Here is a 25,785-nt window from a genome sequence, read left to right as displayed (position 1 = left end):
CTTCTCTTCATTTCAATTTCTCCGGTAAACTGTGGATGGAAGCAATCAGCGTATTTAATTTATTTTCAATCCGGTGCATCAGATAAAAGGTCACTGCCGCCGGAAAGCCAAATTCTTTTATGATTGCAAGCCATGGTTCCATCAGAACCGCCTCCTCTCCTTATTAGAAAAGGGGTGCAGCTTCCAAAAGCTGCACCCCTTCGTATCAGAATATTTCTTGGACAGTGCGATCAACGATGCGGGCGCCCTTTTTCGAAACCAATAACCCACCGCTTGATGTGATGACATTTTGGGCTAAAATCGTGTCCATTGCCTCATTGATGAGTGCTTCATCCGCTGGTTCTACCGGCTGCTCTAAGCTGATTGTTACCGTTCTGCCCATCTCATTCAAAAACTGCAAGTCCAGTTTCTTCATACTTTCCTGCCTCCTTCATTTGTCGAATTACGTATTACGCAAAGTGGATTGATCGTTTTTCTCAACTGTATACAATTCACGCTGCTGCAGCGGCACTAAAGCCCCAGTGAATGCGTACAGCTCCTCTGGTGTTGCATCCAAACGAACGTTGTTAAAAGATTTTGTTTTATATTTGTCTTTGCCTGTTTCCGCATCTACTCCATCGTTTAGCACGATGCTGAGTCGCGTTTTCGTATGGGATGATGTAACTGCCATGTCTCTCGCCTCCTTTCACCCCTATAATCGGCAATCCCGATAAAAAAGTGTGGAAAAAGTTTAGAAAAATGACTGGAATAGCTGCAGAATCCGCATGAGGGCAGGCTCTGCTTGTAATCTAATAGTAATTTTACGTCGATTGGCTTTCATAGTACAATAAGGGATAGCGTATATGACTTTAGGCACCATTTTCCAATAACAGAAAACGAATAAATATACAGATACATTCAATAAAGGAGCTTAATTATGTCAAGAAGGTCACCCTATCAATCTCAGCCTCCCAGGCGAAAAGTAAAGAAGAAACTCAAAAAAAAGCGAATTCTAATGCTCATACTCCTCCCGATTTTAATTCTGGGAGCTGGCGGCGCAGCTTATGCGACACACTTGTACAATTCTGCTGCCAATGCCATTGAAAAATCGCATGTCGCCGATGCTCGGGAAAAATCCAACTTACGTGACGCAGCAGTCGACCCTGTTGAAGATAATGTTTCGATTTTATTTATGGGAGTGGACGACAGCGACACAAGAGATCAGTCTAATGCTCGTTCGGACGCCATGATTCTGGCTACCTTCAACAAAGATGAGCATAGTGTAGACTTGCTAAGCATTCCGCGCGACTCGTACGTGTACGTCCCAGAAGTGGACAGAAAGACGAAAATCACGCATGCACACGCTTATGGCGGCGCACAAGCCAGCGTTGAAACAGTAGAAAACTTCCTTAATGTTCCGGTCGATTATTATGCCGAAATTAACTTCAATGCCTTTATGGACATCATTGATACACTTGGCGGAATTGAAGTAGAAGTACCTTATGAGCTGTACGAGCAAAACTCAAAAGACCAGAAAAATGCCATCCACTTAGAGGAAGGATTACAGGAACTCAATGGCGAAGAAGCACTCGCGCTTGCACGTACCCGCCACTACGACAATGACATCGAACGCGGAAAACGTCAGCAGGAGATCATTAAAGCAATGATCAGCAAAGCCTCCTCGGCAAGTTCTATCTTTAAATATGATGATTTAATTCAAGATGTTGGGGACAACCTAACAACGAGCTTAACATTCGATCAAATTAAGAGCTTTATCTCATATGGGACAAGTAACGAATTGACAATTAATACGCTGAATCTTGATGGTACTGGCGGCAAGCTCTCCGATGGCATTTGGTATTACCAAGTCGACCCGACATCTCTAGCTGATGCACAGAAAGAGCTGCGGGAACATCTTGGTTTATCGGCAGAAATAGACACAGATAGCGTCGAAACGGACAGCAGCGGTGTTTATGACAGTACAGGGACGACTGACTCTACTGGAAGCAACGGTTCTGCTGGATACACGGAGAGCAGCACAGAAACTGATTCAACTTATGACAGTACTGGTACGACCGACTCTACTGGAAGCAGCAGTTCTGATGAATATACGGAGAGCAGTACAGAAACCAACTCGACTTATGGCAGTACAGGCACTACCGACTCCTCCGAAACCAATGGGTCTGCTGGGTACACAGAGAGCAGCACCGAAACCGGCTCAACTTATGACAGCACTGACTCTTCCAGTTCTTACGATAGCACGAGTCAACCATATGGCACGTCAGAAAGCACGACAACCCCATAAACTAATAAAACTGCCACCTCATTCTGGGTGGCAGTTCCTTTTGTCCGTCAGCTTCAAATGTAAAGGCAATGTAAAATAAAATTGTTTTCTAGCATTGTTGCTAGTATAATTTAAGAGGTCTGAACAAAAAGAACATCCTAGCAGGAAGGACGCTTTTATGAAATCAGCAATTACTGTTCTAAAAGAACAACTCAAGCATTTTAATCTCATTCGACGCATTTCACTTTATGAATTAAGAAATAACAATAGTGCTAACTATCTTGGATTGGCTTGGGAGATTATCAGTCCGCTCATTCAAATTGCGATTTATTGGCTTGTTTTTGGTTATTTGATAAGCGGCGGTGATGGACGACAAATACCAAATCCATCTGGCGGTAAAGATCTTCAATTTTTCCCTTGGCTTGTTTCCGGTTTAATTATTTGGATGTTTTTCCAGCCGGCCGCAACGCAAGGTGCTAAATCGATTTATTCAAGACTGCGCTTGCTGTCAAAAATGAATTTTCCAATGAGTGTTATCCCGAATATCACTATTTTTTCGAAACTATATCCGCATTTAATTCTTGTCGTTTTGACAATTGTACTTATGCAAATAACGGGATATCCTATTAGTATCTATATCATTCAGCTACCATATTTTATTATAGCTACGCTCGCATTTACGTATGCATTTGTATTGTTAATGACAACCTTAACTACGCTTATACGAGATATTCAATTATTGCTGCAAGCAACGCTACGAATGGTGTTGTACTTAACACCAATTTTGTGGATTTCACAGAAACTCCCTGATTTCTTGATGTTAATTATGAAACTAAATCCGCTTTACTATCTTGTAGAAGGCTATCGCGCAGCCTTAATGGGACAGCATGGCTGGTACATCGTTGAATCGTGGGAATATACGATTTATTTCTGGGTTGTTACTGCGATCTTGTTTATGATTGGTTCTGCCCTTCATATCCGTTTCAGAAGACATTTTATCGACTTTCTCTAATTAGAAAGGGATTTTTATGGATAAATCAATTATTGTTGAAAATGTAAGTAAAAAATATAAACTATATAGCAAAGGCTCTGACCGCATTAAGGATATCATCTTCCCAAAAGAATACGGGGAAGATTTTTATGCCTTGCGTAACGTTAGCTTTACAGCTGAAAAAGGGGACGTTGTTGGATTTATCGGGATTAATGGCTCCGGTAAATCCACGCTTTCCAATATCATTGCAGGTATTGTTCCGGAAACGAATGGTTCCGTTACCTTAAACGGTGAAGCAGCGCTTATCGCTGTTTCTGCCGGTTTGAAAGGCGACTTAACAGGGAGACAAAACATCGAACTGAAGTGCCTCATGCTTGGGCTTAATAAGAAAGAAATTGCAGAGCTTGAACCAAAGATTATCGAATTCGCCGAGCTGGAGAAGTTTATTGACCAGCCAGTGAAGAATTATTCCAGCGGGATGAAATCGCGACTTGGTTTCTCTATTTCCGTCAATATTGATCCTGACATCTTAATCATTGATGAAGCTCTCTCTGTTGGAGACAAAGCTTTCGCTGAGAAAAGTCTTGCTAAAATGCATGAATTCAAAGATCGAGGCAAGACAATGGTTTTTGTCAGTCACTCTCTTGGACAAATGAAACAATTCTGCGATAAGATTCTTTGGCTGGAATATGGACAGGTGCGGGAGTATGGCTCGATTGATGAGGTAATTCCGAAGTACGATCAGTTTTTAAACGAATTTAAGAAGATGTCGAAGCAAGAAAAAGAAGCATACCGTGAACGTGCTATTTCCGGCTCAGCTAACTAAAAAAGATCGAAAGGCAGTCATTGCCTTTCGATCTTTTTATTTTCGAATCATAATACGGAACATAAACTCGAATGCTTTTAGAATTCGTTTCCAGCGAAATGGCTGCTTAATTAAGCGATAAAGCCATTCCAAATTAAGTTTAATCCATGCTCTTGGAGCTCGTTTTACTTCTCCAGCTAGTATGTCAAACACACCGCCTACTCCCATAAATACACCCTTTTCAAACAGATGAAGATGTGCGGCGATAAAGTTTTCCTGTCTTGGGAATCCCATTGCCACAAAGATAAGATCGGGTTTCGCTGCTGCAACTTGTTTTGCTATTTCTTCATCATTGTTAAAATATCCATGATGACTTCCCGCAATCCGAATACCGGGGTATGAATTACGAACACGGCTTACAGCCCGATCATTCGCCTCTTGCTGTGCGCCAAGAAAGTAGCAGCTCAAGTTATGCTTCTCAGCGTAGCTAAGCAGCTTAAACATGAGATCAAACCCTGTCACGCGCTCTTCAATTGGATTACCGAGAATCTTTGAAGCTTTAACGATGCCTGCTCCGTCTGGGATAATATAGTCAGCGCTCTTCACGCTCTTTTTATATATTGCATCTACTCTCGTCTGCATGACAATTTCAGGGTTAGCTGTCACGATATATGTTCGTTTGTTCGCATTTATACGCGGATAAAGATGTTGCTGCAATAGTTCGTTTTCTGTTAATTTATTGAAAGGAATATCCATTATTTCTACGATTTCTTGATTTGACACGCTTGTAACAACCTTTCAAGATCAAACCATCAGGTTGGAATCTTCGTTTGATAGACTTACCCATTATGCCACGAAAATAAAAACTTTACAATTATTCACATAGAATTTACACAAATAGAAAACAGCCGGTAATATACCGGCTGTTTCTGTTTATTTACGGCCGAAACCGAAAAACGAGCGTTTCTTTTCTTTATGCTGGTTGTTTTCGTCTGGTGTATAAGTCTGTCCAAACATTTCTATCCAATCTTTGCGGAAGCTCTCTTCACTAAATCGATCTGTCACTTCAACAGCCCGTTCCGATAACCGATCACGCAGTTTCGTATCACGCATAATGTCAACCACTTTGTCAGCGAGAGCCTTTTGGTCACCTTTTTTGACAAGATAACCATCTACGTCATTTCTTATAATATCCTTTGGACCGTACTTGATATCATAAGCAACAGCTGGCGTACCAGCTGCAAGTGTTTCCGTAAGAATCATACCGAAGCCTTCAAAATCGGACGTGAGAATGGTACAAGCAGCTGATTGATAAGATGCTGCTGCATTTGAAGAGAAACCTAATAGTTTCACATTCCTCTCTAAACCAAGCTGCTTGATTTGCTTCTTCAGCTCATCTTCCAGAGGACCGAAACCATAGATATGATATTCAGCATCTGGAATTTCCTCGACTACATGCTTGAATGCAGCAATCCCTTCATCAAGACGTTTTTGTCCTTCAAAGCGAGCAAGCGTGACCGCCACCTTCGGCTGATATGCTTGCTGTGCAGGAACTGTTTCCGGTGCAGCATGCGGAATAACATGCACATTTGTCGTCACATCATAACGCGAGGCAATGTCTTTTTCTTGTTCTTGTGTAAGAAATACTACATGATCAAAGGAATTGATGCCTTCCACGAAGTGCTTCCAAGTACGTTTCGTCTTAGCCGATTCATCGTAGGGAGACTCAAAGTGGTTATTATGTGCAACAGCTATCTTTTCCGCCTCCGTCTGTACAAGCAGAACGGTCTCATCCGTCTTCCTGGAATCAGACAGCAGCACTGGCTCTGCATAGTCCTGGGCAGCTTGATCAATCCAAGCCGCATATGCATGGTTGATTGAATCATATTCCACATCTTTCTTACCGAAGAGAATGACTCTGCCTTCACTGCCAGAAGGATTGACCCAAACCGTCATTCGGCATCTTCCATCTTCAAGCAAATAACGATGCAGTTTAGGTTTATTCGTAAGCTTGTCCATATGGCTTGTCCGGATTATACGGCCATCCCGCAGATATTCTGCTCTGCGCAGACGTGTTCTGCTATCATCCATATAATCAATCAGTTTTAAAGAACCATCTCCGTTAAAACGGCGGTATTCTTTATACAGCCCATCTTTATAATAGCGATAAGCAGGCTGTTTGCTCTTCTTATCTTTTATTGCATGCATCCCATCAACCTCTGCTGATGCTTTTTTCGGATTATCAACCTTTTTCACATGCAACAAGTCTGTATAATAGTTTCTTACTTCTACTCTTCTGTCTAGCTGTCCGGATTGATACAGCTTTTCTATTATATTTTTATGGTCTTGCTGAAAAGCCAGTGTGAAGAATACAACCTTCTCATAATGGTTCACGAGTAAGTTTGCTCGTTTCATCACCGCTTTCGTTAGACCGCCTCGCTCTACGTTTAGTGAATTAAAGACGAATATAGGTGTTTTCATTGTATTTCCCTCCTATCGGGATACTCTCTAGCTGTCTCGTGTAACAATGCCTCGGTAGTCTCAATTATCTTTTCTCATAAAACCGAATAAAGATTTCTTCTTATTGTTCGCTTGTACGGATTGATTTTTAAATAAAGCGATCCAGGATTGGTTGTATTTCTCTTCACTGTATCGATCAGATATTTCCACTGCTCTTTCTGCCATACTTTGACGCAGCTGTTGATCTTCCATAATTGAAAGTATCTTTTCAGCAAGTAATTTCTGATTTCCCGGTTCTACAATAAAGCCATCAACACCGTCACGGATAATTTCTCTTGGTCCATACTTTATATCGTATGAAATAGCTGGTGTACCTGCAGCCATGCTTTCTGTCAGCACCATGCCAAAACCTTCATAATTGGAGGTCAGAATGGAACAAGCTGCAGACTGATAGACGGCCGAAGGATTATCAGTGAAGCCCATAAGCTTCACATTATCCTGCAATCCGAGTTCGTTGATAAGCTTCTTCAATTGCGACTCCATCGGACCAAAACCATATATTAGGTAACGTGCATCTGGCAGCTTATCCACAACGTGACGGAATGCACGTATGCCCTCATCTACTGCTTTTTCTTCTGAGTACCGCGAAAGAGCAACTGCAAGATGCGGATCTGCATTTTCATATGAAGCTTGTACGTTTTCGGGTGCTGCATGCGGAATAACCTGCAGTCTTTCAGAGTCAATATGATACCTGGAGATAACGTCCTTTTTCTGGTGTTCCGTCAGGACAACAACTTTGCTGAAATCATCCATTCCGTCAAAGAAAGTGTGCCAGGTGGCCTTCGTATCTGAATCATCTTTATATGGTGCTGCAATATGGGAGCTGTGTGCTACCCCTATCTTCTCGAAATCGCCTTTGACCTGTAAAACTGTTTCATCAGTCTTCCTGGAGTCCGATAACAAGACTGGTGACTCATAAGCTGCCACTGCTTTTTCAATCCAATATGCATAGGCGTGATCAATCTTGGCAAATTCTTTAGCTTCCCCGTCAAATAAGATTGTTCTTCCTTCAACATCAGGTTCGTCCAGCCAAACCGCGATTTTACAAGTGCCATCTGTGTGGTAATAGCGATGCAGCTTTGCTTTGTTATTTGTGATGTCCATATGACTTACTCTAATTAGGCGGTTATTACGCAAATATTCTTCCCTGCGCTGCCTTGTACGGCTTTCATCCATATAATCAATTAATTTTAAGGAACCGTCTTCTTGAAAACGTCGATATTGCTCATATAATCCATTGTTATAGTAACGATACGCAGGTAAATTACTCTTCTTATCAAGAATATGACTGTAGCCTTCCAACTCCACCGGCATAACAGTCGGCTCCTTTACGTGCTCCACACCGAGCATATCTGTGTAAAAGTTCCTTACTTTAATACGTCTGTCCATTTGTCCGGACTCATATAGCTTTTCAATAATATTCAGATGGTCTTGTTGATACGCAAGTGTAAAGAAGACAACCTCCGGACAATAGTTGACCAAGAGGTTGGCACGCTTTAATACCGCTTTTGTTAACCCACCGCGTTTAACGTTTAATGAGTTAAACACAAATACAGGTGTTTTCATTGTTGTATCCTCCTAAGCGGAATAATTGTTTACTTAAGATAGCATAACGACAAACATTTTCAAAACAATAACCCGGTTATGCTTTTAGCATTCGCTTGATTTTGTTGGAGATACGCTGTTTCCGACTAAGTTGTTTCGGTTTCTTTTTTGCTGTATCCTGCAGCTTTAAGGACAGGTTACCATGCTTTGTATTGTAGGTTGTGATAGTTAACTCTCTACTTTTCTTCCTCGATGATACGTGCTTAGCTGTTAGGTGATGGGTAAACTCACCCAATATACGAGCTATAGCTGTATAATTTTCGATTCTGCTGACGAGGTGCATATCGACAATTCCCTTAGTAGCTTCCAGCTCCTCTAACACAGAAGCAGGGATAACCACATGGAACTGGGAAACAATCTGTTCTTGCATTACCTCGGGATTAACTGGTATAGGACTGTCTATTTGATAAGCACCCTTCTGGACTGCAAGGGATATGACACGATCACTGTCTCTATCGCTTAATTTTACATATAGCTGTTCATCCGATGCATCTACTAGCGAATGGTAATGATACCCCTCTATCAATAATCCTGCTGCTGCTTTCTGAACACGAGTCACCGCCGCAGTTAACTTGTTGGAACGGTGAAACGATAACGATTCGGCTTTTGCTAGTTCATAAGCCTTTTCTGTTTTCGGATACACCAATCCATGAAATACTTGCATATTCCCAGGATGACGCTCAGCGTACCAGAAATTAATAAGATCTTCCAGTTCCCCTTGTTCAATAATACGCAGGAGCAGTTTTTCTCTCGTATTAAAGTTTGGATAAATATCTAAATAATTGTGCTGTTTTATTAAAGCCTTCAATGAATCAAAAATAAAGTGTTTGTCTTCCATTTGGAAGGAACGCACGATGGTAGTTCGCAATTCAATATTTAAAACCCGCGTTAAGTATTGGTAATACGTGCGAAGTTTCTTCTCTCTCGGCAGGTTTAAACTTTGTATCGCTGCTAGTGTCTCTTCAAATTGATGCATATAAAGACGGCCTGTTATCGGTTTCTTCGTAAGCTGCTCTCTGCCCACAGTCAAGTTATTGGTTAGATAGTAACAAGGGTAGTCATTCACGATGGAGATGGAATTAGAATAAGCGTAGGCCTGAATAATAAACGGCTGATCTTCCCCTAAAGAATAATGCTCTGGGAAGCGGATGTTATGTTCCCGCAGTAAGCTGACTCGAAATAATTTCTGTACACTAACCGTATACATGGCATTGGATCCATAAAAACTGAAATTATCCGGATTACGGAATATAGCAGCAGGGACACCCCTATTAATACCTACATATTTTCCAACAACAATGTCGCTGTCATACTGAAGCACTTTCTCCTCCATTCTCTCTAATGCTTCTTCTCCAAGATAATCGTCGCCGTCAACAAAGAAGATATAATCACCTGTAGCAATCTCAATTGCCTTATTGCGCGGTCCGCTTGGTGAGCCGCTATTCTCTTGATGAACAACTCGAACAAAATGATATGTATTGCTGTACTCCTCCAAGATAGCCGGACTTTGGTCAGTCGAGCCATCATTCACACAGATAATCTCTAGCTTGTCTTTCCCGATTGTCTGCTTGATTACACTATCTAAACACTGCTTAATTGTATTCTCGTCATTATATACTGGTATTGCGATTGTAAACTTCATTCTTTCCTCCGCTATTTTACATTAAATTTACACTAATTCTATTTTACATCTTATTCCTGCAAAATGTAACAAAAAATCACACCACGTACTGCCTCACGTGGTGTGATCTTTGCTTTTGGATGGATTGTTCTATGTGTTGCCGAAAACAGTTTGCTGCTCTATGTAGTAACAAATATTTGCTTGGCATTGCGGTATGTGTATAGCAAGGGATATCCGCTTTCTTGCCTACTTTCTAACATTGCTCGATACAAAAGCATTATGCAGCCACATCTGTTTCCCATTAAGCGTACCGCGATACCAGATGTTATTGCCGACTTTTTCTGTAAGGTTTACATGGAAGGCTTTCCCCTTATAGGCAGTTAAATTACTGCTAACGAGATTCTTTCTGCCGCCCCATGCTTTATTATATGACTTCCCTGAACCTGTGAGATAAAGTGTCACTTGTTTCTTGCTGTAGCCTTTGTGGGAGTGTATATTCATTTGTCCTGCTTCTACCCAACCGACAGTACCACTAACACTGCTTGGATTGTAACTGATAAGGTAGTAGGTCTTCTTATCGAAGACCCCTTGCTTCTTTATATAATATACTTCATCTGTGTAACCATTGATTGCTTTCTTAGCATTTGCTGTTATACCAGGAGCAGATAGAATCTCTGCATCTGCACGCAAGTGACCAAGCTTACTTGTTTTACTTTCATTTTTCTCCGTTACATAAGCACTGTGAAGCCACATCTGTTTCCCATCAAGCGTTCCTCGGTACCAGATATTATTGCCGATTTTTTCTGTGAGATGTACATAAAACGGTTTTCCTTTAGAGCCAGACAAATTACTAGCTACAAGATTCTTGCCTCCGCCCCATGCTTTATTGTACGATTTCCCAGAACCGGTCAAATAAAGTGTCTGGTGTTTCTTACTGTAGCCTTTGTGGCTGTATGTTTTGAGCTGCTCTGCTTTCACCCAGCCAACTAGCTCCTTCGTACTGCTTGGTGCATAACTGATCAGATAGAATAATTGTCCATCTCTTTCTATCTGCTTCTTGATGTAATAGACTTGATTATAATCAGTAGTGGCTGCATTGCGATATTGCGCTTTGTTATTTGCATCTTTGTAAATCTTAGCGCCGCCACGCAAATGTCCTAGCTTACTTGTTTTGCTTTCTTTCCTTTTATCGGTGACGAAGCTGGAATGCACCCATACTTCTTTCCCGTTAAGCGTCCCCCGAATCCATGTATTATTCCCAACTGTTTCAACAAGATTAGAGGTGATAACTTTCCCCTTCAAGGAAGCTAGATTATATACTTGGTCCTTCGATCCGCCCCATGCTTTGGTATAAGCTTTTCCAACACCTTTAATGGTGTACATGGACTTATCATGGCTGATTGTCTTATGCGCATACTCCTTTACATCGCGAGCTTTCATCCAGCCAATTGTACCCGAAGAGGCGCTTGGCTTTGTACTTAGCAAGTAGTAGATGGTACCACTGACATTAGCTTGCTTTTTGATGTAATAGACCTGGTCTGTTCTCGAAGTACCCGCCTGTGTACTGCTGGAACGGTTCGAAAGGTTTGGATAGATCCTCGCACTTGTCGATCGGATATGTCCTAGTTTGCTAGTTTTGCTGTACTTGATTGCTTTTTGATTATAGCGTTCGGTAACCAATTCAACAAATTCATACCAGCTGTATCCATACTGGGCAAAGTAGCCGTGCGGATCAACATGGTTCGTACCGCCAAGGAATCGACTGACTGCTTTATGCGACCATAATGTTCCCCTGCCGTTTGCTTCTGCACTAGTTACGCCAAGATTATATTTTGCTAAGATAGTAGCAATGTAATCGGCATAGTTATTTATCGATCTTGCAAAATCCGCAAAGTTATCTTCTCTTACTAATTCAACATGAACAAAACGCTGGTTAGCGTAATAACCGCCCCCCCAAGCCGCATTATCAGTCGGATGGATTTCAATGATATTGCCATGATCGACAAACGCATGAACAAATGCATTATTATAATTTCTAGTCATATAATTTATTTCACTTCGAATAGTAGAATTCGGGTTTGCCGTCTCATGAGCTACCACTCCCTCAACCGATCCTCTACCAAATCGGTAGTTAAATCTCGGAAACTGAGTTTTATGCTCGTATCGAATAGAGACTGCGGAAGAAGTATTGTTTTTGATCCAATTATTCACATTAGGATAACTGGACTTAGCTGATAATCGCGGTTCTGAAGGAGATTCACTTTCTTCTTCTCCCATACCATCTCGCCAATCAACTGGAATGTACTTCAGCTCATCAGCTGATAGTTTACTAATATCAATACCGTAAACGGTTGTACCTTCCTTGATTCCAAGCTCGTTATACTTTGGCTGTGCTTCTTTGGTCTGCTCTTTTTCTGGTCCCTGATTTGTTTCTGGTTCTTCCTCTATCTCTTTAACAGATTTCTCTTCTGTCACTTGATCTGGATTTGTCTGTAAAATTTCAGACTGTTCTTCTACTTGCTCTTCAACTTCACTTTTTGATTCGTTTTGATCCACTGCAGCGGGCTGTTCTGCCATCTCCTGCTCATCTTGCTGCTCTTCTTCAGGCTGCGCTGATGTTTCTGTCTTTTCTTCTTCAGACGCAGCTTCTGGTAAGGACACTTCAGGATCAACGGATGGGTCGGCTTTACTCTCTGTATCCTCCCGCTCTTCTGCTAAGGATGCAAATGGCATGATACTAAAACACAACATCACAACGACGATCAAACTGATAATTTTATTCATATTTACCCTCTATTATCCTTATTAGAAATGGTTAAAGCTGCCGTATAAATAACCTGCTCCTTTCTAGGCATCTTGAATTAGGAAGTAAACGAAGTGTAAATTATTTGCTCAAACCTTTCCACCTAATATATCGACAAAAATTTACAAGTATAAATAGTAATTTACAAAAAAAGCACATTATCCGCTTTGGATAATGTGCTTTTTCTTTTATCGATAATGTGGTATATCAAGGTATAAGGTATAAATACCCATGTTCTGATACAGATTGTACATGGTAGATACTTGTTTGGAGGCCCAGCCAATGTCAGTGGCATACTGCTTACCAAACGTACCCGTTGCCGCCATTGCAGCTGGATTCCAGCGCATCTTATATAGCGTATTTTGACCAGAATTGATGTAGCCTGCGCCGATATACTGTGCTCCCCCGACAATTGCCAGATATGGAGAAGTCCAGCCTTCATCATATGCTCGTTTTGCGCCACATTCAATCGGACAACTATCGTAAGCGCCAACACCATACATGTTATATACTGTTTTACCGTTATAGTTGACTCCTTGCGCCAGTGTCGATGTACCATTCCCTGTCTCAAGCGTGGCATGGGACACTAAATATACATCGTTAACGCCATAAAGTCTTGCAGCATCAATGAATGCTTTCCCTTGACCTGACAACGTACCTTTACCATTTAGGTACTTATTGAGTGCGGCCTCTGATGCATCGCTCGCTCTCGTTAAATCAAGGAATTGGAAGCGCTGCTTCTCATCTTGCAGGAAATTGTTCGGATCCAGATAGTATTTAATATCAGAAGGACTCGCATTTACCCACTGACGAGAGTTAGTGAATTCAATCTGATACCAATTTCCAACTTGCCGAATAATATTTACTTTAGCACCTTTGCTCAACGTACCCACAACCCAGTAGTTTGTACTTGGGCCGCCGCGAACATTCAAGAGGTCAGCTGATACCTGGCTGCTGCTATTGATGTAATCCGCAGAGACATAGGTGTTATATTCACTATCTGTCTGCGCAGAAGCAGTCTGCTGAATTTTTAGTGCTTCATCCAATGTCAAATCGTACTGTGTCTTCGCTTCATGGCTTTCTGTTACAAAAGCTTGATGCAGCCACATTTCTTTTCCATCCATCACACCGCGGTACCAAATATTGCTACCGACTTTTTCAGTCAGGTTAACACGGAACTGTGAACCTTCGTACGAAGACATGTCACGGATGACCAAGTCTTTTGCACCGCCCCATGCTTTCGCATAAGAGCTTCCAGAACCATTCACATAAAATGCTTTAGCAGCACGATCAATCGTCACATGCTCGTGGGTTGACATCTGTGAGGACTTCACCCAGCCAACGACACCATTTGTACTGCTTGGCTCTTTGCTGATCTTGTAAAATGTTGATCCGTTTACTTCTACTTGCGCTTTAATATAATATACCGCATCTGTCAGACCTGTGTCTGCAGCATCTCTTCCGCTAGCAGAATCAGCCCAATCGCTATAAACGATTGCATCACCTTTCAGGTGGCCTAGACGGCTTATTCGAGACTCATTAACCGGTTCGACAAACGCACTGTGGATAAATACTTTCTTATCGCCGAGCATACCGCGATACCAAGTATTATTTCCAACTGTTTCTGTTAAATCTACTCTGAACACTTCATTCTTGTGATTTGCTAGATTATAAACACGGTCTTTTGTACCGCCCCATGCTTTTGTAAATGCTTCGCCTGATCCTTTTACAAGGAATTTCTTTTCTTCCTTGCTGATGGTCGTATGAGTATGTGTTGACATTTGAGAAGCTCTTACCCAACCAACTACTCCATTTACAGCGCTTGGTTCTTTACTAATTAAATAGTAAAGTTCCCCCGCAATTGTTCCTTCTTTTTTGATGTAGTATACGGCATCTGTATAGCCGGCATCTACAGCAGAAAGTGAAGAAGAAGGATTTTTCAAATCCGGTACAATGACTGCATCTGCATGCAGATGACCTAACTTGCTCGTTCTCTGCTCTGCTATCTCTGGATCATATGCTGTCAGATAGGCAGAATGAATAAATATTTGCTTCCCATTAAGCATGCCTCTGTACCAAGTATTGCTGCCGACAGTCTCCGTTAAGTTTACGAGGAAGGTCTGCCCTTCCAGGTCATTAAGGTTGTAGACAACATCCTTTGGTCCCCCCCATGCCTTTGCAAAAGCTTGTCCATTTCCTTTAACAGTGAAAGTCTTCTTCTCATGAGAGATTGTTGTATGAGCATGTGTAGACATGTCTGAGGCTTTTACCCAGCCTACAACACCGTTTGTACTGCTCGGTTCTTTGCTGATCAGGTAATAAAGCTCACCGTCAATATTCCCCTGCTTTTTAATATAGTACACAGTATCTGTGTATCCATCTTTGACTGCATCAAGTGCAGTGGAAGGATTATTCATATCAGGGTAAATGACAGCTCCGCCGCGCAAATGACCTAAGCGGCTTGTATGCTTTTCATCCTTGATCTGTACTGGTACATATACGTCTACATAAGCAGAATGAATATAAACTGTCTTACCTGCTAAAGTCCCTTTGTACCAAACATTCCCGCCAACCTTTTCTTCACCGGTAACTTGGAACTGCTGTCCTTTATACTGGCTAAGATTGTAAACTTTATCTTTAGATCCGCCCCATGGTTTGCTGAAGGCACTTCCAGATCCTTTGATAATAAAAGTCTGCTGCTTATTATTTACAACGTCATGTGTATGAGTGCTCATTTCTGAAGCTTTTACCCAGCCTGCAACTCCAGCTGTACTGCTCGCTTGAGTACTAATCAAGTAATACGTTTCATTGTTCCACTTTGCCTGCTTTTTAATATAGTAAACAATGTCTGTATAACCGCCAGAAACAGCTTGCTTGAAATTATCCATATTCTTAAGATCGGGATAGATAATCGCATCCGCATGCAGGTGACCTATTCGATTAATCGAAGTCTCTACAGGTGCTTCCTCTGCAGAAGACGCACGCATTGTTTGTTCCTTCTCTGTGGCAGATTCTTCTTCCTCAGATTGGGAGGATTCCTCCTTTGTTACGGTATCTTCCTCCGTTTTAGAAGTGTCCTCTTTTGTTACGGAACTATCTTCAGTTGCAGAAGATTCCTCTACTGCTGAAGTAATTTCTTCTTCCGGCTTCACTGTGTCTGCTGTTTGATTATCGACAGCTGCATCCTTCTCTACCTCTTGAGGTTTCTGAACAGATACTCCCTCTGATTCATCGGCTTTTTCAGCTTTTTCTTCTGAGACTACAGTTTCTGACTGCTCAGTTTGGGTCTTGTCGACCTGCTGATCGGATTGTGTTTCTTCCGCAGATACATAATTAGCCGGAGCCAATATACTGAACAGGAGCAGAAAGATTAATGCATACGTGAGTTTCTTCATTTCGCCCTCCAAGTTATTCAATTTTCAATGTTCAACTACTGCAACTTGTCTGAAAGAATCAATTCTCTTATTCATCACTCCTCCATTTTTACTACGAATAGACAACAATGGTATGTAATAGGCAACAAATTACCTATTTATCTATAATTCTACAAAACTAAACAAAACTTTACAATCTTATATTAAATTATCAATAAGTTTACTTTTAAAATGAGTCTAAAGATTTAAATTTTTACACAAATTGTAAAAAGACCTTTTTTTTAAGATATTAGCTTAAAATAATAACAAAAAACCACCATTGATAATCAATGGTGGTTTTCGCTGCTTTACTTAATAACCTGCTTTACTACACGTTCAGAAGCTCGTCCATCCTCTAAATAACAGAACCTGTTGTAGAACGCTTCAAATCGTTCATCTGGCGTATAGCCTTCTCGATCGATTCGTTTCACTTCCTGAATAATTTGCTCTGTTTGCTTGAATAAAGGACCTGGCGCTTTTTCTTCAAAATCAAAATAGAAGCCGCGAAGGTTGTCCCGGTAGTCATCCAAGTCATATACAAAGAACATCATTGGACGGCGCAGATTGGCATAGTCGAAAAATACCGAAGAATAATCGGTTATTAGCATATCAGCCATTAAATAAAGTTCCCGAATATCTTCATGCTTGGAGAAATCATAAGCAAACCCTTCAAAACTGGAGAGGTCTAGGTTTTCTGCAACCAAGTAATGGAGGCGCAGCACTACAATATAGTCATCGCCTAATTCCTGACGCATTCTTTCCAAATCTAATTCCAGATCAAATTTGTATTTCCCTTTTTGATAGAACTGATTATCCCGCCATGTCGGTGCATAGAGGATGATTTTCTTGTCTTCTGACAAGCCGATGTTTTTCTTAAGAGCTTCGATTGTTTCTGGTGTATTATGCGTATAAAGAAAATCATTTCTCGGATATCCTGTCTCGAGCATTGCCTTGTCGAACCCAAATGCTCGAGCGAATATCTCACTAGAATATGCATTTGGTGATACAAGGTAATCCCATTTTGATGCTTCATATAAGAAGTTGCGCTTGTATGCCTCTGTGTTTGTTCCAGGCATATGCACCTCGTCCATATCGGCTGCGAGACGTTTCAAAGGCGTTCCGTGCCATGTCTGCAAGTACACAGTGTGGTCAGGTTTTGGTATCCATAAAGGCAAACGGCTATTGGATACCCAGTAACGCGCTCTTGTCATAAGAAACAGCCAGCGAACCGAAAATCTGCGCACATAAGGAACACCCTTTGTTTCGAAATAAGGTACAGCCCGGCGATCCGAACTCCAATACATTTTATAATCTGGATAATGTTCAGTCATATACTCGTAAATTGCTCGAGGATTATCGCTATATTGCTTTCCGAGGAAACTCTCGAAAACCATCAGCTTCTTATCTACCGGAAGGATGGCACCGAATAATTTAAATACACGCTGGTAGCTGTTTTTCAATAACTTTCCTCTTCGAATGCTGACCCATTTCCGTTTCGCTCTGGAAAGACTTTCTCGGATAAAGAGATACTCTGCACTCTGAACGGAAAGATATTTTGATTTTTTCGTCAGCTTTGCAGTTAGTTTATATTTCTTACCATTTATCGCAGTTTTCACAGATGCAGGTAATGCCCTATCTTTCTTCAGATGGCGCATTCGGATACTGCGAATTGTGTGACGCTGCCCGTTTTCGGTATACGTAAGTTCCGTATAGAATTTAAAGAATTTCTTATTCTCCAAATCCATGTGCGGAATTATATCGAACTCACCTTCGAAGCCAGAATGTCGCAGCAGTTCATTTCCATCATATTTATCTGCTAAATCTTCGCGCTCTTTGAACTGAAGCGGTAAGATAAGCTCTTCAGCTTCGTCCAAGTTGTTCGTTACAATGAGTTTTAATTCTTCTAGTTTATAGCTGTCACTTTGGTACAGTGGAGCATAGTTAAAGGAACCAGAAAAGTGTACTTTTCCTGATTTATTCAGATGCACTTCTTCTAAATTCGCAAAAAATACATAATCATTCACTCGGAAGGAAATATTCCCTTTTCCTGTTCGGTAAGGATAAAACACTTTATCTGTTCCTGGTATAAAGTAAGAATGATATTGCAAATGCTCCGGGGGATTGGATATACGCGCGCGCTTTGTTTCTCCCTCATTTATACGCTCTACGTACAAATCCCACATAACGCCTTCCAGCAGCAGCTCTGTATGCTCTGCAGGATTAATCACTACTTTACAGATTATATAGTCATCCACAGTGTGGTCTTCTTCAAAGTTTACATATAATTCTTCATTTGTATAACGGTTTACTAATAAGAACCGATAGTTCTCATAATCAGCGATGTAGGAGTCTTTTATCGGGATCTCCATATAGAATATTTCCGAATCAATTCGGACCGATATTGCTCTCCTATTGCGAAGGCTGACGTTTTCCATGCAATTCTTGCTCCTCTCGACTTGCAAATCCATTCTTTATTATAAATTTCATATGTAGGTAATTCAACAAATCATTTGTAAAGTTCTTTACGTATTCTTTGTATTTATAAATCTGCTCTTATTCTCCATTAGCATGCATCATGCTGGATTAATTATGCATTTTTCGCTCCAAATGTAGGAAATACGAAAGATTTCGTATCTATTTTCGACAATTTATTTTATAATTGTATTCTATTATCATAGCAGACTTGATATTTAATTAAAATGTAAATATAATGTTAATCAAGTGTAAATATCATAAGTTATAATTACACTGTGACAATGAAGATGCAGACAACTTTTATATATGAAATACCAAATTATAAAGGAAATGAGGCACAACAATGAAAAAAGTAATTACTTACGGTACATTTGATTTGTTGCACTGGGGTCATGTGAACTTACTTCGCCGTGCGAAGGAAATGGGCGATTATTTGGTTGTAGCAATCTCTTCCGATGAGTTTAATAAGCTAAAAGATAAGAAGTCTTATCACAGCTTTGAAAACCGTAAGATGATTCTTGAAGCAATTCGTTATGTAGACGAAGTTATTGCGGAAGAAAGCTGGGATCAGAAAATTCACGATGTTGTAGACCACAATATCGATGTTTTTGTCATGGGCAGCGACTGGGAAGGTAAATTCGATTTCTTGAAAGATCATTGTGAAGTCGTTTATCTCCCACGTACAGTAGGTATCTCCACTTCTAAGATCAAAGGTGATCTTTTAGAAGTGAATAATGGTTAGAGAGTTTGCTATTTCTCTCTATCTAGTATTCTTTAAAACTATATTCATATTTTTCAGGCTGTTTCCCCAAAAGAACAAAACCACATTGGTTTCCTCTTTTGGGGATAATGTTTTGTATACGGCTAAATCGCTTGAAAAATGGAATACGGGAGAAATAGTTATATTAAAGACAACTTCCTGCCGGGAAGATTTTGCTGATCTCGAAGCAGAGATTGTGCCTTTTGCCATGACAAACATGAGTAGTTTTATGAAAGGGATCTATCACCTCGCTACTTCGCGCGTCGTGATGGTAGATAACTATTTCGGCTTTCTTGCTGTTACCGACTTTAAACCAAACGTTTCTGTTGTTCAGTTATGGCATGCAGCTGGCGCCATGAAGAGATTCGGCTTAGAAGACCCTTCCGTTGAAACAAGAAGCACGAAGGCACAAGAACGGTTCAAGCAAGTGTACAGCCGCTTTACCTATGTGACTGTCGGCTCCGAAAAGATGGCTTCGATTTTCCAGAAAAGCTTTGGACTTTCAAATAACAACATACTGCGGACTGGTATGCCAAGGACAGATTTCTTCTTTGACGAAGAGCAAATAGAGCAAATTGAAAAGGATATTACCGAACAATATCCCATTATAAAAAAACGAAAAGTTATTTTGTATGCACCAACTTACCGTGACAACGAACTAGCCAAACCGAATATAGCACTTGATATTGAGCGATTATACCGGGAACTGGGACAGGAATATGTACTTTTCCTGCGCCTCCATCCAGCGGTAACATGGGATTTGGCTAACATATTCCCAAACTTTGTAATTGATGTTACACATTATAAAAATATCAACCCGCTTTTACTGGTGACTGATATTCTAATTACTGATTATTCTTCTATCCCATTTGAGTACTCTCTGCTTAACCGCCCGATTATCTTCTTTAATTATGACCTGGAGGATTACCAGAAAAATCGCGGTGTGTCGGATGAATATCTCGAGTCGCTTCCTGGACCAATGGTCAGAGATACAAAGTCAATTATTAAAGTGATTAAACAAAATGCGTTCCAATTAGAAAAGGTGCAAGCTTTCGCTAAACAATGGAACCAGTATTCCAATGGCCACGCGAGCGACCAGCTCGTCCAAGCTATGTATTCGTCACATACGGCTGTTGCTGCAACAGTAAAGCCGTCTGCACAGACAACACGCTGATATAAATCAGCGTGTTTTTTTGTACAAAAAGAACCCTTCTCCGATTGGAGAAGGGTTCCTCACTTTATTGATGCTGTCGTTTACGCTTTTCTTCATCTGGTTCTTTTGTGAAACCGATCATGTTGAGCAACGGACGATAGCGTTCGCTAATCAATCCCGTAATTTCAACAATTAGTTCAATGAGTATTGCCAGCGAAATAATTAGGATAGCTGAACCCCACATCGTTGCTTCTGTATACAAAACTCCTGTAATACTGAAGATGCCGCTAATTGCATAAATAACGATAACAGTTTGACGATGAGAGAATCCTAGATTCAACAGACAATGATGCAGGTGAAACTTATCCGGCGCAGACAATGGTTTCCTTTGCACGATCCGGCGGATGATTGCAAACGTCGTATCCAAGATTGGAACTCCTAGAATGATAATCGGCACAATCAAGGAGAACAAAGCGACGTTCTTGAACAATCCGCTGACAGATAATACAGCTATCATATAACCAAGAAATAATGCTCCTGTATCTCCCATGAATATCTTCGCTGGGTGGAAGTTAAATACTAGGAAACCAAGCGTGCTTCCCAATAACAGCACACCCATCATTGCGGATAGCGGATTCCCCATGCTGATCGCGATCATGGAAATTGTGAACAACGCGATAGCGGAAACACCTGCTGCTAATCCATCCAATCCATCAATTAAGTTGATTGCGTTTGTGATACCGACAATCCAAAGAATCGTAATTGGGATTGCCCACGCGCCAAATTCAATTCGGCCAGTGAAAGGCAGTGTTACAAAGTCAATCTGAATGCCGCCTAGGACTGTTATAGTCGCTGCTGCAATCTGACCGATAAGCTTTATTTTTGCTGATAAGATAAATTTATCGTCAAGCATTCCAATTAATGTAATCATTGTTGCACCAATTAAGATCGGTGCAGTATTCGAATCATTTGGCATGAAAATCAGATAACCAAGGATGAAACTGATGTAAATGGCCAGTCCGCCAAGCCGCGGCATAATTTTCTGGTGTACTTTTCTAGCGTTTGGTTTATCCGTTGCTCCGATTGCGAATGCCAGCTTTTTCACCATAGGTGTCAGCACTAGCGATAAAACGAAGCATGCTGCCAACGCTATGATCAAAGGCGTTATGTGTACCATTCGTATCCTCCTAAAATAGCTTGCTTGCAAACGTAAATGAGTATTTTTTTATTTTCCGAGTATTATAAGCTACTAGATTTCGACAGTATTCTATGCATGTTCTGTACTATTATAATGTTTCTGCCGGCAAAACTCAATTACATCCATTGTAAAGTTTGTATGACGAGCTTGTGTCAGCAGTTTACATTCTCTTAATATTCCTTATGCTTCTTTTAGGAAGTCGTTTAAAATGGAGAACATTTGCTCTTTACCAGATTTGAACGGGACTGGCTCAAAGCTTGCTGTCTTTTCCATCACCTTACCAAGATCTTCGCCTTCTCCCCAGCTTAAAATATGCTTTTGTTCCAGGAAAATAGATAAAAGCTGAAGCTGGTGATCATCATTATGTTCGCCATACTTTTTCAGCCGCGCTGCCGCAATAACTTTCTTACCCTTTTTTAAAGCAGAAATAACAGACCCCGTACCAGCATGTGTGATTACAACACTGGCATCTTCCATTAGCTCATCCATTACTTCGTAGTTAACGAAAGGTTTGATATCCAGCACATCACTTTCATACTTTGTATGACCAGCTTGCACAATGACTTCTTCCTTTATAATGCCTTCCTTTTTCAGCCGTTCTACTTCCTCTAGAAGCCGTGTAAAGGGAAGTTCATGGGTACCTAACACAACGAGTATCAATAGATAGACCCCCCGTAGACCGCTTTCGGGTAGATTTGCTTCATTGTTTCCCATTGCACGATGAATAAATCAGCAATAGGATATATCATCTTCCCTGATAGAGTTGGCGACGTGGACTTTGCAAAGCTTTCGATAAAGATAACTCTTTTCCCAAAAAGCTTGGCGATATAGCACATCGGAACGGATGTATGCGCACCTGTGGAGATGACGACATCCGGACGATGTTTCAGGAATAAAAAGATTGACTTGATGATGTTGTAACTGAATTTGAAAATATAGCGAAAAGGATAATTGCGTGCCCCGTAGACAAGAAAGCTCATCGGGTGCTTCCCTTTCAGCTGTTCCGTAATTTCGGATTTTTCCGTCACGATATGATAGTCATATTCCTTGAACAATGGCTCCAGCTGCAAAAGCTGAGTTAAATGCCCGCCGATGGATGAGATCAGAAGCAGTTTTTTCTTTTTCATCAAGAGTTCGCTCCATTCCGTTATGGTTAGATGCTATTGAAAGAACTTCTCCGGCTTCTGTCTGAGTAATCCATATAGGAACCCGAGGAGCAGTGCCAAATAAAATCCGGATGCCGGAGATGACAGGATATGACCAGCAATGAATGCTGCACCGAGTCCGATGCAAGCGCCGGCGCCTGTAAATAATGCCGTGGCATGTAAAGTCCGGAAACGCTGCTTGAAAATAAATACAATAATACTGCCGATAACAAACAGTAAAGGAAGTATGAGAATGATTGTACCTAAATAGCCGAAGCCAAAGAACCAATCAAGAATATCCATCTCAATAATGCGTGGTTTCTCTCCTGTGTAGTTCCCGCCAATACCCATTCCAAAGACTTTTTGGATGACCGGTGCATGTTCATAATAGTAAAGAACTGTACCGAAGTACTCCTCTCGGCCGTTTAAAGCCATGAGCTGCCAGGAACTCCACTGTCTGACACTTCCCGGAGGCGGGACTTCTCCTTCTTCCTCTTCTGGAAGCGGCGCTATTCCTAACTCTTCTTCCTGCTTCTGCGCTTTTTCATTAGCCATTTCAACGGATAAACCGAGGTTATTGCCAATTGGCATTTCCGGCGTAACAAGTATGGTGATAGCCAATAATACAAGCACAACCCCTGCCTGAATGATGTTATTTCGCTTCACAATGGCTTGTATGAGCAGCAGAACGAGCGCAAATCCTAAAACAACTAAAGCTGCTCCAAATGCAACCTTCGTTCCAATCGTCAGCATTGCCCATATCATGACTCCTACGAGTGCTGTACAGCTAATTTGTGCGAGCATCCCTTTCTTAACGAACAGATAGTAGATGATTGCTCCGCAGAAACCCATTCCTAAAATGGCACTGATTTCATTGCCGGAAAAGAACCAGCCGGAATGACCTTGTTTAGCCAAGTAGTCGTAGCTACGCTTGCCTGTTCCAGTTACCTCAGCAATCAGCATAACAACGCTGACAACACTTGTATTGATGAACAGATATTTTGGCACCGTGACCTTCCAATCACGATTCTCATCCAGATGACGGAATAGCATGACATAGACGAGCAGCGCTGTAATGAAGAAGAAAGTCTTCAGAATGAATGTCAGCTCTCCTACAGCCGAAACCGGATCTTTCCATATCATATTGACAGCAAAACTGGCTGCAAAATAAACAGCTAGAACAGCCATGTAAATGAACGCATTTCTGCCCCACCGTCTATCCGGGTAACTAAGCATGTACAGCATGCCAATCGGAATTACGAGAAGTCGTATCGGATTCGAAACCGGTATGGAGAAATACGCCAGCAAATCAAGAAAAGGCTGGGTTAGTATAAAGAAGATGAATAGTTTTTCTAATGTATGATGATTATCCTTAAGTCTTTGCATCAACGCTTGCAACTGAATGTCCTCCTTCGTGCCACTCTTGCCAATTTACTTAGCAGCGGAGCCGCCTCTTCCCAATAGGATATAAAATGATTGTATTTTCATCAGGAATACGCAGAGCAGAAATACGATGACTCCGCTAACTGAACAAAGCAGGATCGTGATTATCGGCTGCAGCTGATCAACTGCTTCTTTCAGCAGGTAAACAGCAATTCCCATAATGAGTACACTGATTGTTGTTTTCGCAACATCCAGGAGCATTCCTTTAATAGGCAGCTCACCCATCAATTTGCGGAACAAAAGGAAACAGGTCAGCGCATAAATAAAGCCTGTCACCGATGATGACAGCGGAATGCCAATAAAACCGAAACTTTCTGTAAATATGTAGTTAAGCAAGAGTTTCAAAGCAATCGACAGAAACCCAAGCCGCATCATATAATGCCCTTTTTCCATGGTATAAAAGCCATTGTTTACGATAATAACCAAGCTGTAGAACAGGATCGTTCCAAAATAATAATACGCTGCTATGCTCGTCTCTTCTGTATGCTGTGCCGTGAATTTACCATTTTCAAATAATATAGAAACAATCTCGGGCATGAGCAGCATCATACCTGTCAGTACTGGCAGAAGCACGAAGTACATAATTTGTAAACCGCGCGTAATATTCGCCTTAAACCCAGGCATATCTCCTTTTGTGTATGCGGCTGCCAGGAGCGGAAATACAATCGTTCCTATTGTAACGCCGACAATATTCTGCGGAAATTGTGTCAAATTCTTGGCGATATTCAGATATGTAACAAAGCTGTCTCCAAGCCTGTTAGCAAACGATGTATCAATGGTTAATGTAATCTGTCCAATCATGGCAGTAAGTGCTACAGGTATGAAAATGTGGAAAAAGCGCTTATTCTCTGCCCAATTAATCTTGCCTTCTAATCGAAGGTTGCGTTTTGGCACCAGCAGTATTAATTTAAAGAGCAAGCTCAGAATGACACCTGCTAAATTACCGAAAGCAAAAGCATAAGCACCAATTTGATCAGCAAAGAGTAAAGCACTCCCAATCGTTCCTAACAAGACAATTGCTTGGGCTAAGACAGATAAGTAATATTTATTCTCTGCATCAAAGTAGGCCTCCAGCACTGCATTGACTCCGACGAATAATAACGAAGAAAGAAATATAATCGTCATGATTGTCGCCATCTGCGCTGTGTCACCTGTTAAGTTGGGGAACAGAAGCTGGATATAAACAGGTGCAATAACAATGAACAGAATGGATATCAGCAAACTGAACAGCAGCGTGCCTTTCCATACATTTTGAAGATGAGACAACCCTTTATTCTTTTCCTCATATTTAATGAAACTAGGTACAAATGCGCTCTTCATTCCTGTTGTCAGGAACAGAATGAACATATTTGGTAATGCAAATGCCGCATAGTAAGCATCTGCTTCACTGGTTGCTCCGAAGTAAAAGGTAATCAGCTGATCACGGATCAAACCTGATACCTTCAGTAAGAGCGTCACCACTAACAGCAGCAAACTGGCGATGCGAAGTTTCGACTTCATGATAGGACCTCTCTCTATATGCCCATACAGCATGCAGCTGATGAGATGCGTATTGCTGGGTAAATTATAAGGCTGAAACGAAAGCCGTTT

Annotated in this window: 20 protein-coding genes; 5 read left to right on the top strand and 15 right to left on the bottom strand. The window is 41.2% G+C overall.

The genetic code is table 11. From position 1 onward, the window contains the following. Window positions 1-7: 7 nt before the first annotated feature. The 3 genes from CRO17_RS03535 to CRO17_RS03525 form a co-directional block, all read right to left on the bottom strand. The gene (locus CRO17_RS03535) at window positions 8-142 is read right to left on the bottom strand and encodes a YvrJ family protein (RefSeq protein ID WP_077307232.1); all 135 of its coding nucleotides are present in this window, start codon (window positions 140-142) and stop codon (window positions 8-10) included. A 63-nt stretch (window positions 143-205) separates the two neighbouring features. Beyond that, on the bottom strand, window positions 206-415 hold the full coding sequence (locus tag CRO17_RS03530; RefSeq protein ID WP_097039296.1) for a DUF2922 domain-containing protein: 210 nt from the start codon (window positions 413-415) through the stop codon (window positions 206-208). A gap of 27 nt (window positions 416-442) precedes the next feature. Continuing rightward, window positions 443-670 carry a DUF1659 domain-containing protein gene (locus CRO17_RS03525; protein WP_097039294.1) on the bottom strand — a complete coding sequence of 76 codons (228 nt, stop codon included), beginning with the start codon at window positions 668-670 and terminating at the stop codon, window positions 443-445. A 246-nt stretch (window positions 671-916) separates the two neighbouring features. Between CRO17_RS03525 and CRO17_RS03520 the strand changes: the two genes are divergently transcribed. From CRO17_RS03520 to tagH, 3 genes are all read left to right on the top strand, one after another. Then, the gene (locus tag CRO17_RS03520) at window positions 917-2,284 is read left to right on the top strand and encodes an LCP family protein (protein ID WP_097039292.1); all 1,368 of its coding nucleotides are present in this window, start codon (window positions 917-919) and stop codon (window positions 2,282-2,284) included. Window positions 2,285-2,441: 157 nt separating this feature from the next. After that, window positions 2,442-3,275: an ABC transporter permease gene (locus CRO17_RS03515; RefSeq protein WP_097039290.1), complete on the top strand. Its 834-nt coding sequence runs from the start codon at window positions 2,442-2,444 to the stop codon at window positions 3,273-3,275. A 16-nt stretch (window positions 3,276-3,291) separates the two neighbouring features. After that, window positions 3,292-4,080 (top strand): teichoic acids export ABC transporter ATP-binding subunit TagH, encoded by a 789-nt coding sequence (gene tagH, locus CRO17_RS03510; RefSeq protein WP_097039288.1) that lies wholly within the window; start codon window positions 3,292-3,294, stop codon window positions 4,078-4,080. A 36-nt stretch (window positions 4,081-4,116) separates the two neighbouring features. Here tagH and CRO17_RS03505 read toward each other — a convergent pair whose 3' ends face one another. The 7 genes from CRO17_RS03505 to CRO17_RS03475 all read right to left on the bottom strand — a co-directional run bounded on the left by CRO17_RS03505 (window position 4,117) and on the right by CRO17_RS03475 (window position 18,456). Beyond that, window positions 4,117-4,842 (bottom strand): WecB/TagA/CpsF family glycosyltransferase, encoded by a 726-nt coding sequence (locus tag CRO17_RS03505; protein WP_245864584.1) that lies wholly within the window; start codon window positions 4,840-4,842, stop codon window positions 4,117-4,119. A 150-nt stretch (window positions 4,843-4,992) separates the two neighbouring features. After that, window positions 4,993-6,540, bottom strand: a complete 1,548-nt coding sequence (locus tag CRO17_RS03500) for a glycosyltransferase (protein ID WP_097039286.1) — start codon at window positions 6,538-6,540, stop codon at window positions 4,993-4,995. A gap of 60 nt (window positions 6,541-6,600) precedes the next feature. Next, window positions 6,601-8,145, bottom strand: coding sequence for a glycosyltransferase (locus CRO17_RS03495; protein ID WP_097039284.1), 1,545 nt, complete (start codon window positions 8,143-8,145; stop codon window positions 6,601-6,603). Between the two features lie 76 nt (window positions 8,146-8,221). Next, window positions 8,222-9,826, bottom strand: coding sequence for a glycosyltransferase family 2 protein (locus CRO17_RS03490; RefSeq protein ID WP_097039282.1), 1,605 nt, complete (start codon window positions 9,824-9,826; stop codon window positions 8,222-8,224). A 225-nt stretch (window positions 9,827-10,051) separates the two neighbouring features. Next, window positions 10,052-12,589, bottom strand: a complete 2,538-nt coding sequence (locus CRO17_RS03485) for a peptidoglycan recognition protein family protein (protein ID WP_097039280.1) — start codon at window positions 12,587-12,589, stop codon at window positions 10,052-10,054. Between the two features lie 207 nt (window positions 12,590-12,796). Beyond that, complete coding sequence (locus tag CRO17_RS03480) at window positions 12,797-16,003, bottom strand: N-acetylglucosaminidase (RefSeq protein ID WP_097039278.1); 3,207 nt, start codon at window positions 16,001-16,003, stop codon at window positions 12,797-12,799. Window positions 16,004-16,329: 326 nt separating this feature from the next. After that, window positions 16,330-18,456: a CDP-glycerol glycerophosphotransferase family protein gene (locus CRO17_RS03475; protein ID WP_097039276.1), complete on the bottom strand. Its 2,127-nt coding sequence runs from the start codon at window positions 18,454-18,456 to the stop codon at window positions 16,330-16,332. Window positions 18,457-18,839: 383 nt separating this feature from the next. Here CRO17_RS03475 and tagD point away from each other — a divergent pair, with 383 nt between their 5' ends. Further along, window positions 18,840-19,238 (top strand): glycerol-3-phosphate cytidylyltransferase, encoded by a 399-nt coding sequence (gene tagD / locus CRO17_RS03470; protein WP_097039274.1) that lies wholly within the window; start codon window positions 18,840-18,842, stop codon window positions 19,236-19,238. A gap of 112 nt (window positions 19,239-19,350) precedes the next feature. Then, window positions 19,351-20,430: a CDP-glycerol glycerophosphotransferase family protein gene (locus CRO17_RS03465; protein WP_245864582.1), complete on the top strand. Its 1,080-nt coding sequence runs from the start codon at window positions 19,351-19,353 to the stop codon at window positions 20,428-20,430. Window positions 20,431-20,494: 64 nt separating this feature from the next. On the opposite strand, the gene CRO17_RS03460 is transcribed toward CRO17_RS03465, so the two are convergent. From CRO17_RS03460 to murJ, 5 genes are all read right to left on the bottom strand, one after another. After that, complete coding sequence (locus CRO17_RS03460; RefSeq protein WP_097039270.1) at window positions 20,495-21,586, bottom strand: glycosyltransferase family 4 protein; 1,092 nt, start codon at window positions 21,584-21,586, stop codon at window positions 20,495-20,497. Between the two features lie 201 nt (window positions 21,587-21,787). Continuing rightward, window positions 21,788-22,267, bottom strand: a complete 480-nt coding sequence (pssE, locus tag CRO17_RS03455) for a PssE/Cps14G family polysaccharide biosynthesis glycosyltransferase (protein ID WP_097039268.1) — start codon at window positions 22,265-22,267, stop codon at window positions 21,788-21,790. Then, on the bottom strand, window positions 22,264-22,734 hold the full coding sequence (gene pssD, locus CRO17_RS03450; protein ID WP_097039266.1) for a PssD/Cps14F family polysaccharide biosynthesis glycosyltransferase: 471 nt from the start codon (window positions 22,732-22,734) through the stop codon (window positions 22,264-22,266). The genes pssE and pssD overlap by 4 nt, the downstream gene beginning before the upstream one ends. A 33-nt stretch (window positions 22,735-22,767) precedes the next feature. Next, window positions 22,768-24,150: an O-antigen ligase family protein gene (locus CRO17_RS03445; protein ID WP_097039264.1), complete on the bottom strand. Its 1,383-nt coding sequence runs from the start codon at window positions 24,148-24,150 to the stop codon at window positions 22,768-22,770. A gap of 33 nt (window positions 24,151-24,183) precedes the next feature. Continuing rightward, window positions 24,184-25,695, bottom strand: coding sequence for a murein biosynthesis integral membrane protein MurJ (murJ, locus tag CRO17_RS03440; protein ID WP_179636797.1), 1,512 nt, complete (start codon window positions 25,693-25,695; stop codon window positions 24,184-24,186). Window positions 25,696-25,785: the final 90 nt, after the last annotated feature.

It is taken from the genome of Terribacillus aidingensis (assembly GCF_900215625.1).
Taxonomy (GTDB): domain Bacteria; phylum Bacillota; class Bacilli; order Bacillales; family Amphibacillaceae; genus Terribacillus; species Terribacillus aidingensis.
The sequence above is the reverse complement of the archived record's forward strand: the minus strand, read 5'-3'. Positions and strand labels throughout refer to the sequence as shown.

Coding starts and splice junctions, on each gene's coding strand:
- tagH (WP_097039288.1), top strand. CDS start 3,292: ATGGATAAATCAATTATTGTTGAAAATGTAAGTAAAAAATATAAACTA.
- CRO17_RS03460 (WP_097039270.1), bottom strand. CDS start 21,586: ATGGTACACATAACGCCTTTGATCATAGCGTTGGCAGCATGCTTCGTT.
- tagD (WP_097039274.1), top strand. CDS start 18,840: ATGAAAAAAGTAATTACTTACGGTACATTTGATTTGTTGCACTGGGGT.
- CRO17_RS03480 (WP_097039278.1), bottom strand. CDS start 16,003: ATGAAGAAACTCACGTATGCATTAATCTTTCTGCTCCTGTTCAGTATA.
- CRO17_RS03520 (WP_097039292.1), top strand. CDS start 917: ATGTCAAGAAGGTCACCCTATCAATCTCAGCCTCCCAGGCGAAAAGTA.
- CRO17_RS03495 (WP_097039284.1), bottom strand. CDS start 8,145: ATGAAAACACCTGTATTTGTGTTTAACTCATTAAACGTTAAACGCGGT.
- CRO17_RS03535 (WP_077307232.1), bottom strand. CDS start 142: ATGGAACCATGGCTTGCAATCATAAAAGAATTTGGCTTTCCGGCGGCA.
- CRO17_RS03485 (WP_097039280.1), bottom strand. CDS start 12,589: ATGAATAAAATTATCAGTTTGATCGTCGTTGTGATGTTGTGTTTTAGT.
- CRO17_RS03500 (WP_097039286.1), bottom strand. CDS start 6,540: ATGAAAACACCTATATTCGTCTTTAATTCACTAAACGTAGAGCGAGGC.
- CRO17_RS03490 (WP_097039282.1), bottom strand. CDS start 9,826: ATGAAGTTTACAATCGCAATACCAGTATATAATGACGAGAATACAATT.
- murJ (WP_179636797.1), bottom strand. CDS start 25,695: ATGAAGTCGAAACTTCGCATCGCCAGTTTGCTGCTGTTAGTGGTGACG.
- pssD (WP_097039266.1), bottom strand. CDS start 22,734: ATGAAAAAGAAAAAACTGCTTCTGATCTCATCCATCGGCGGGCATTTA.
- CRO17_RS03475 (WP_097039276.1), bottom strand. CDS start 18,456: ATGGAAAACGTCAGCCTTCGCAATAGGAGAGCAATATCGGTCCGAATT.
- CRO17_RS03530 (WP_097039296.1), bottom strand. CDS start 415: ATGAAGAAACTGGACTTGCAGTTTTTGAATGAGATGGGCAGAACGGTA.
- CRO17_RS03525 (WP_097039294.1), bottom strand. CDS start 670: ATGGCAGTTACATCATCCCATACGAAAACGCGACTCAGCATCGTGCTA.
- CRO17_RS03515 (WP_097039290.1), top strand. CDS start 2,442: ATGAAATCAGCAATTACTGTTCTAAAAGAACAACTCAAGCATTTTAAT.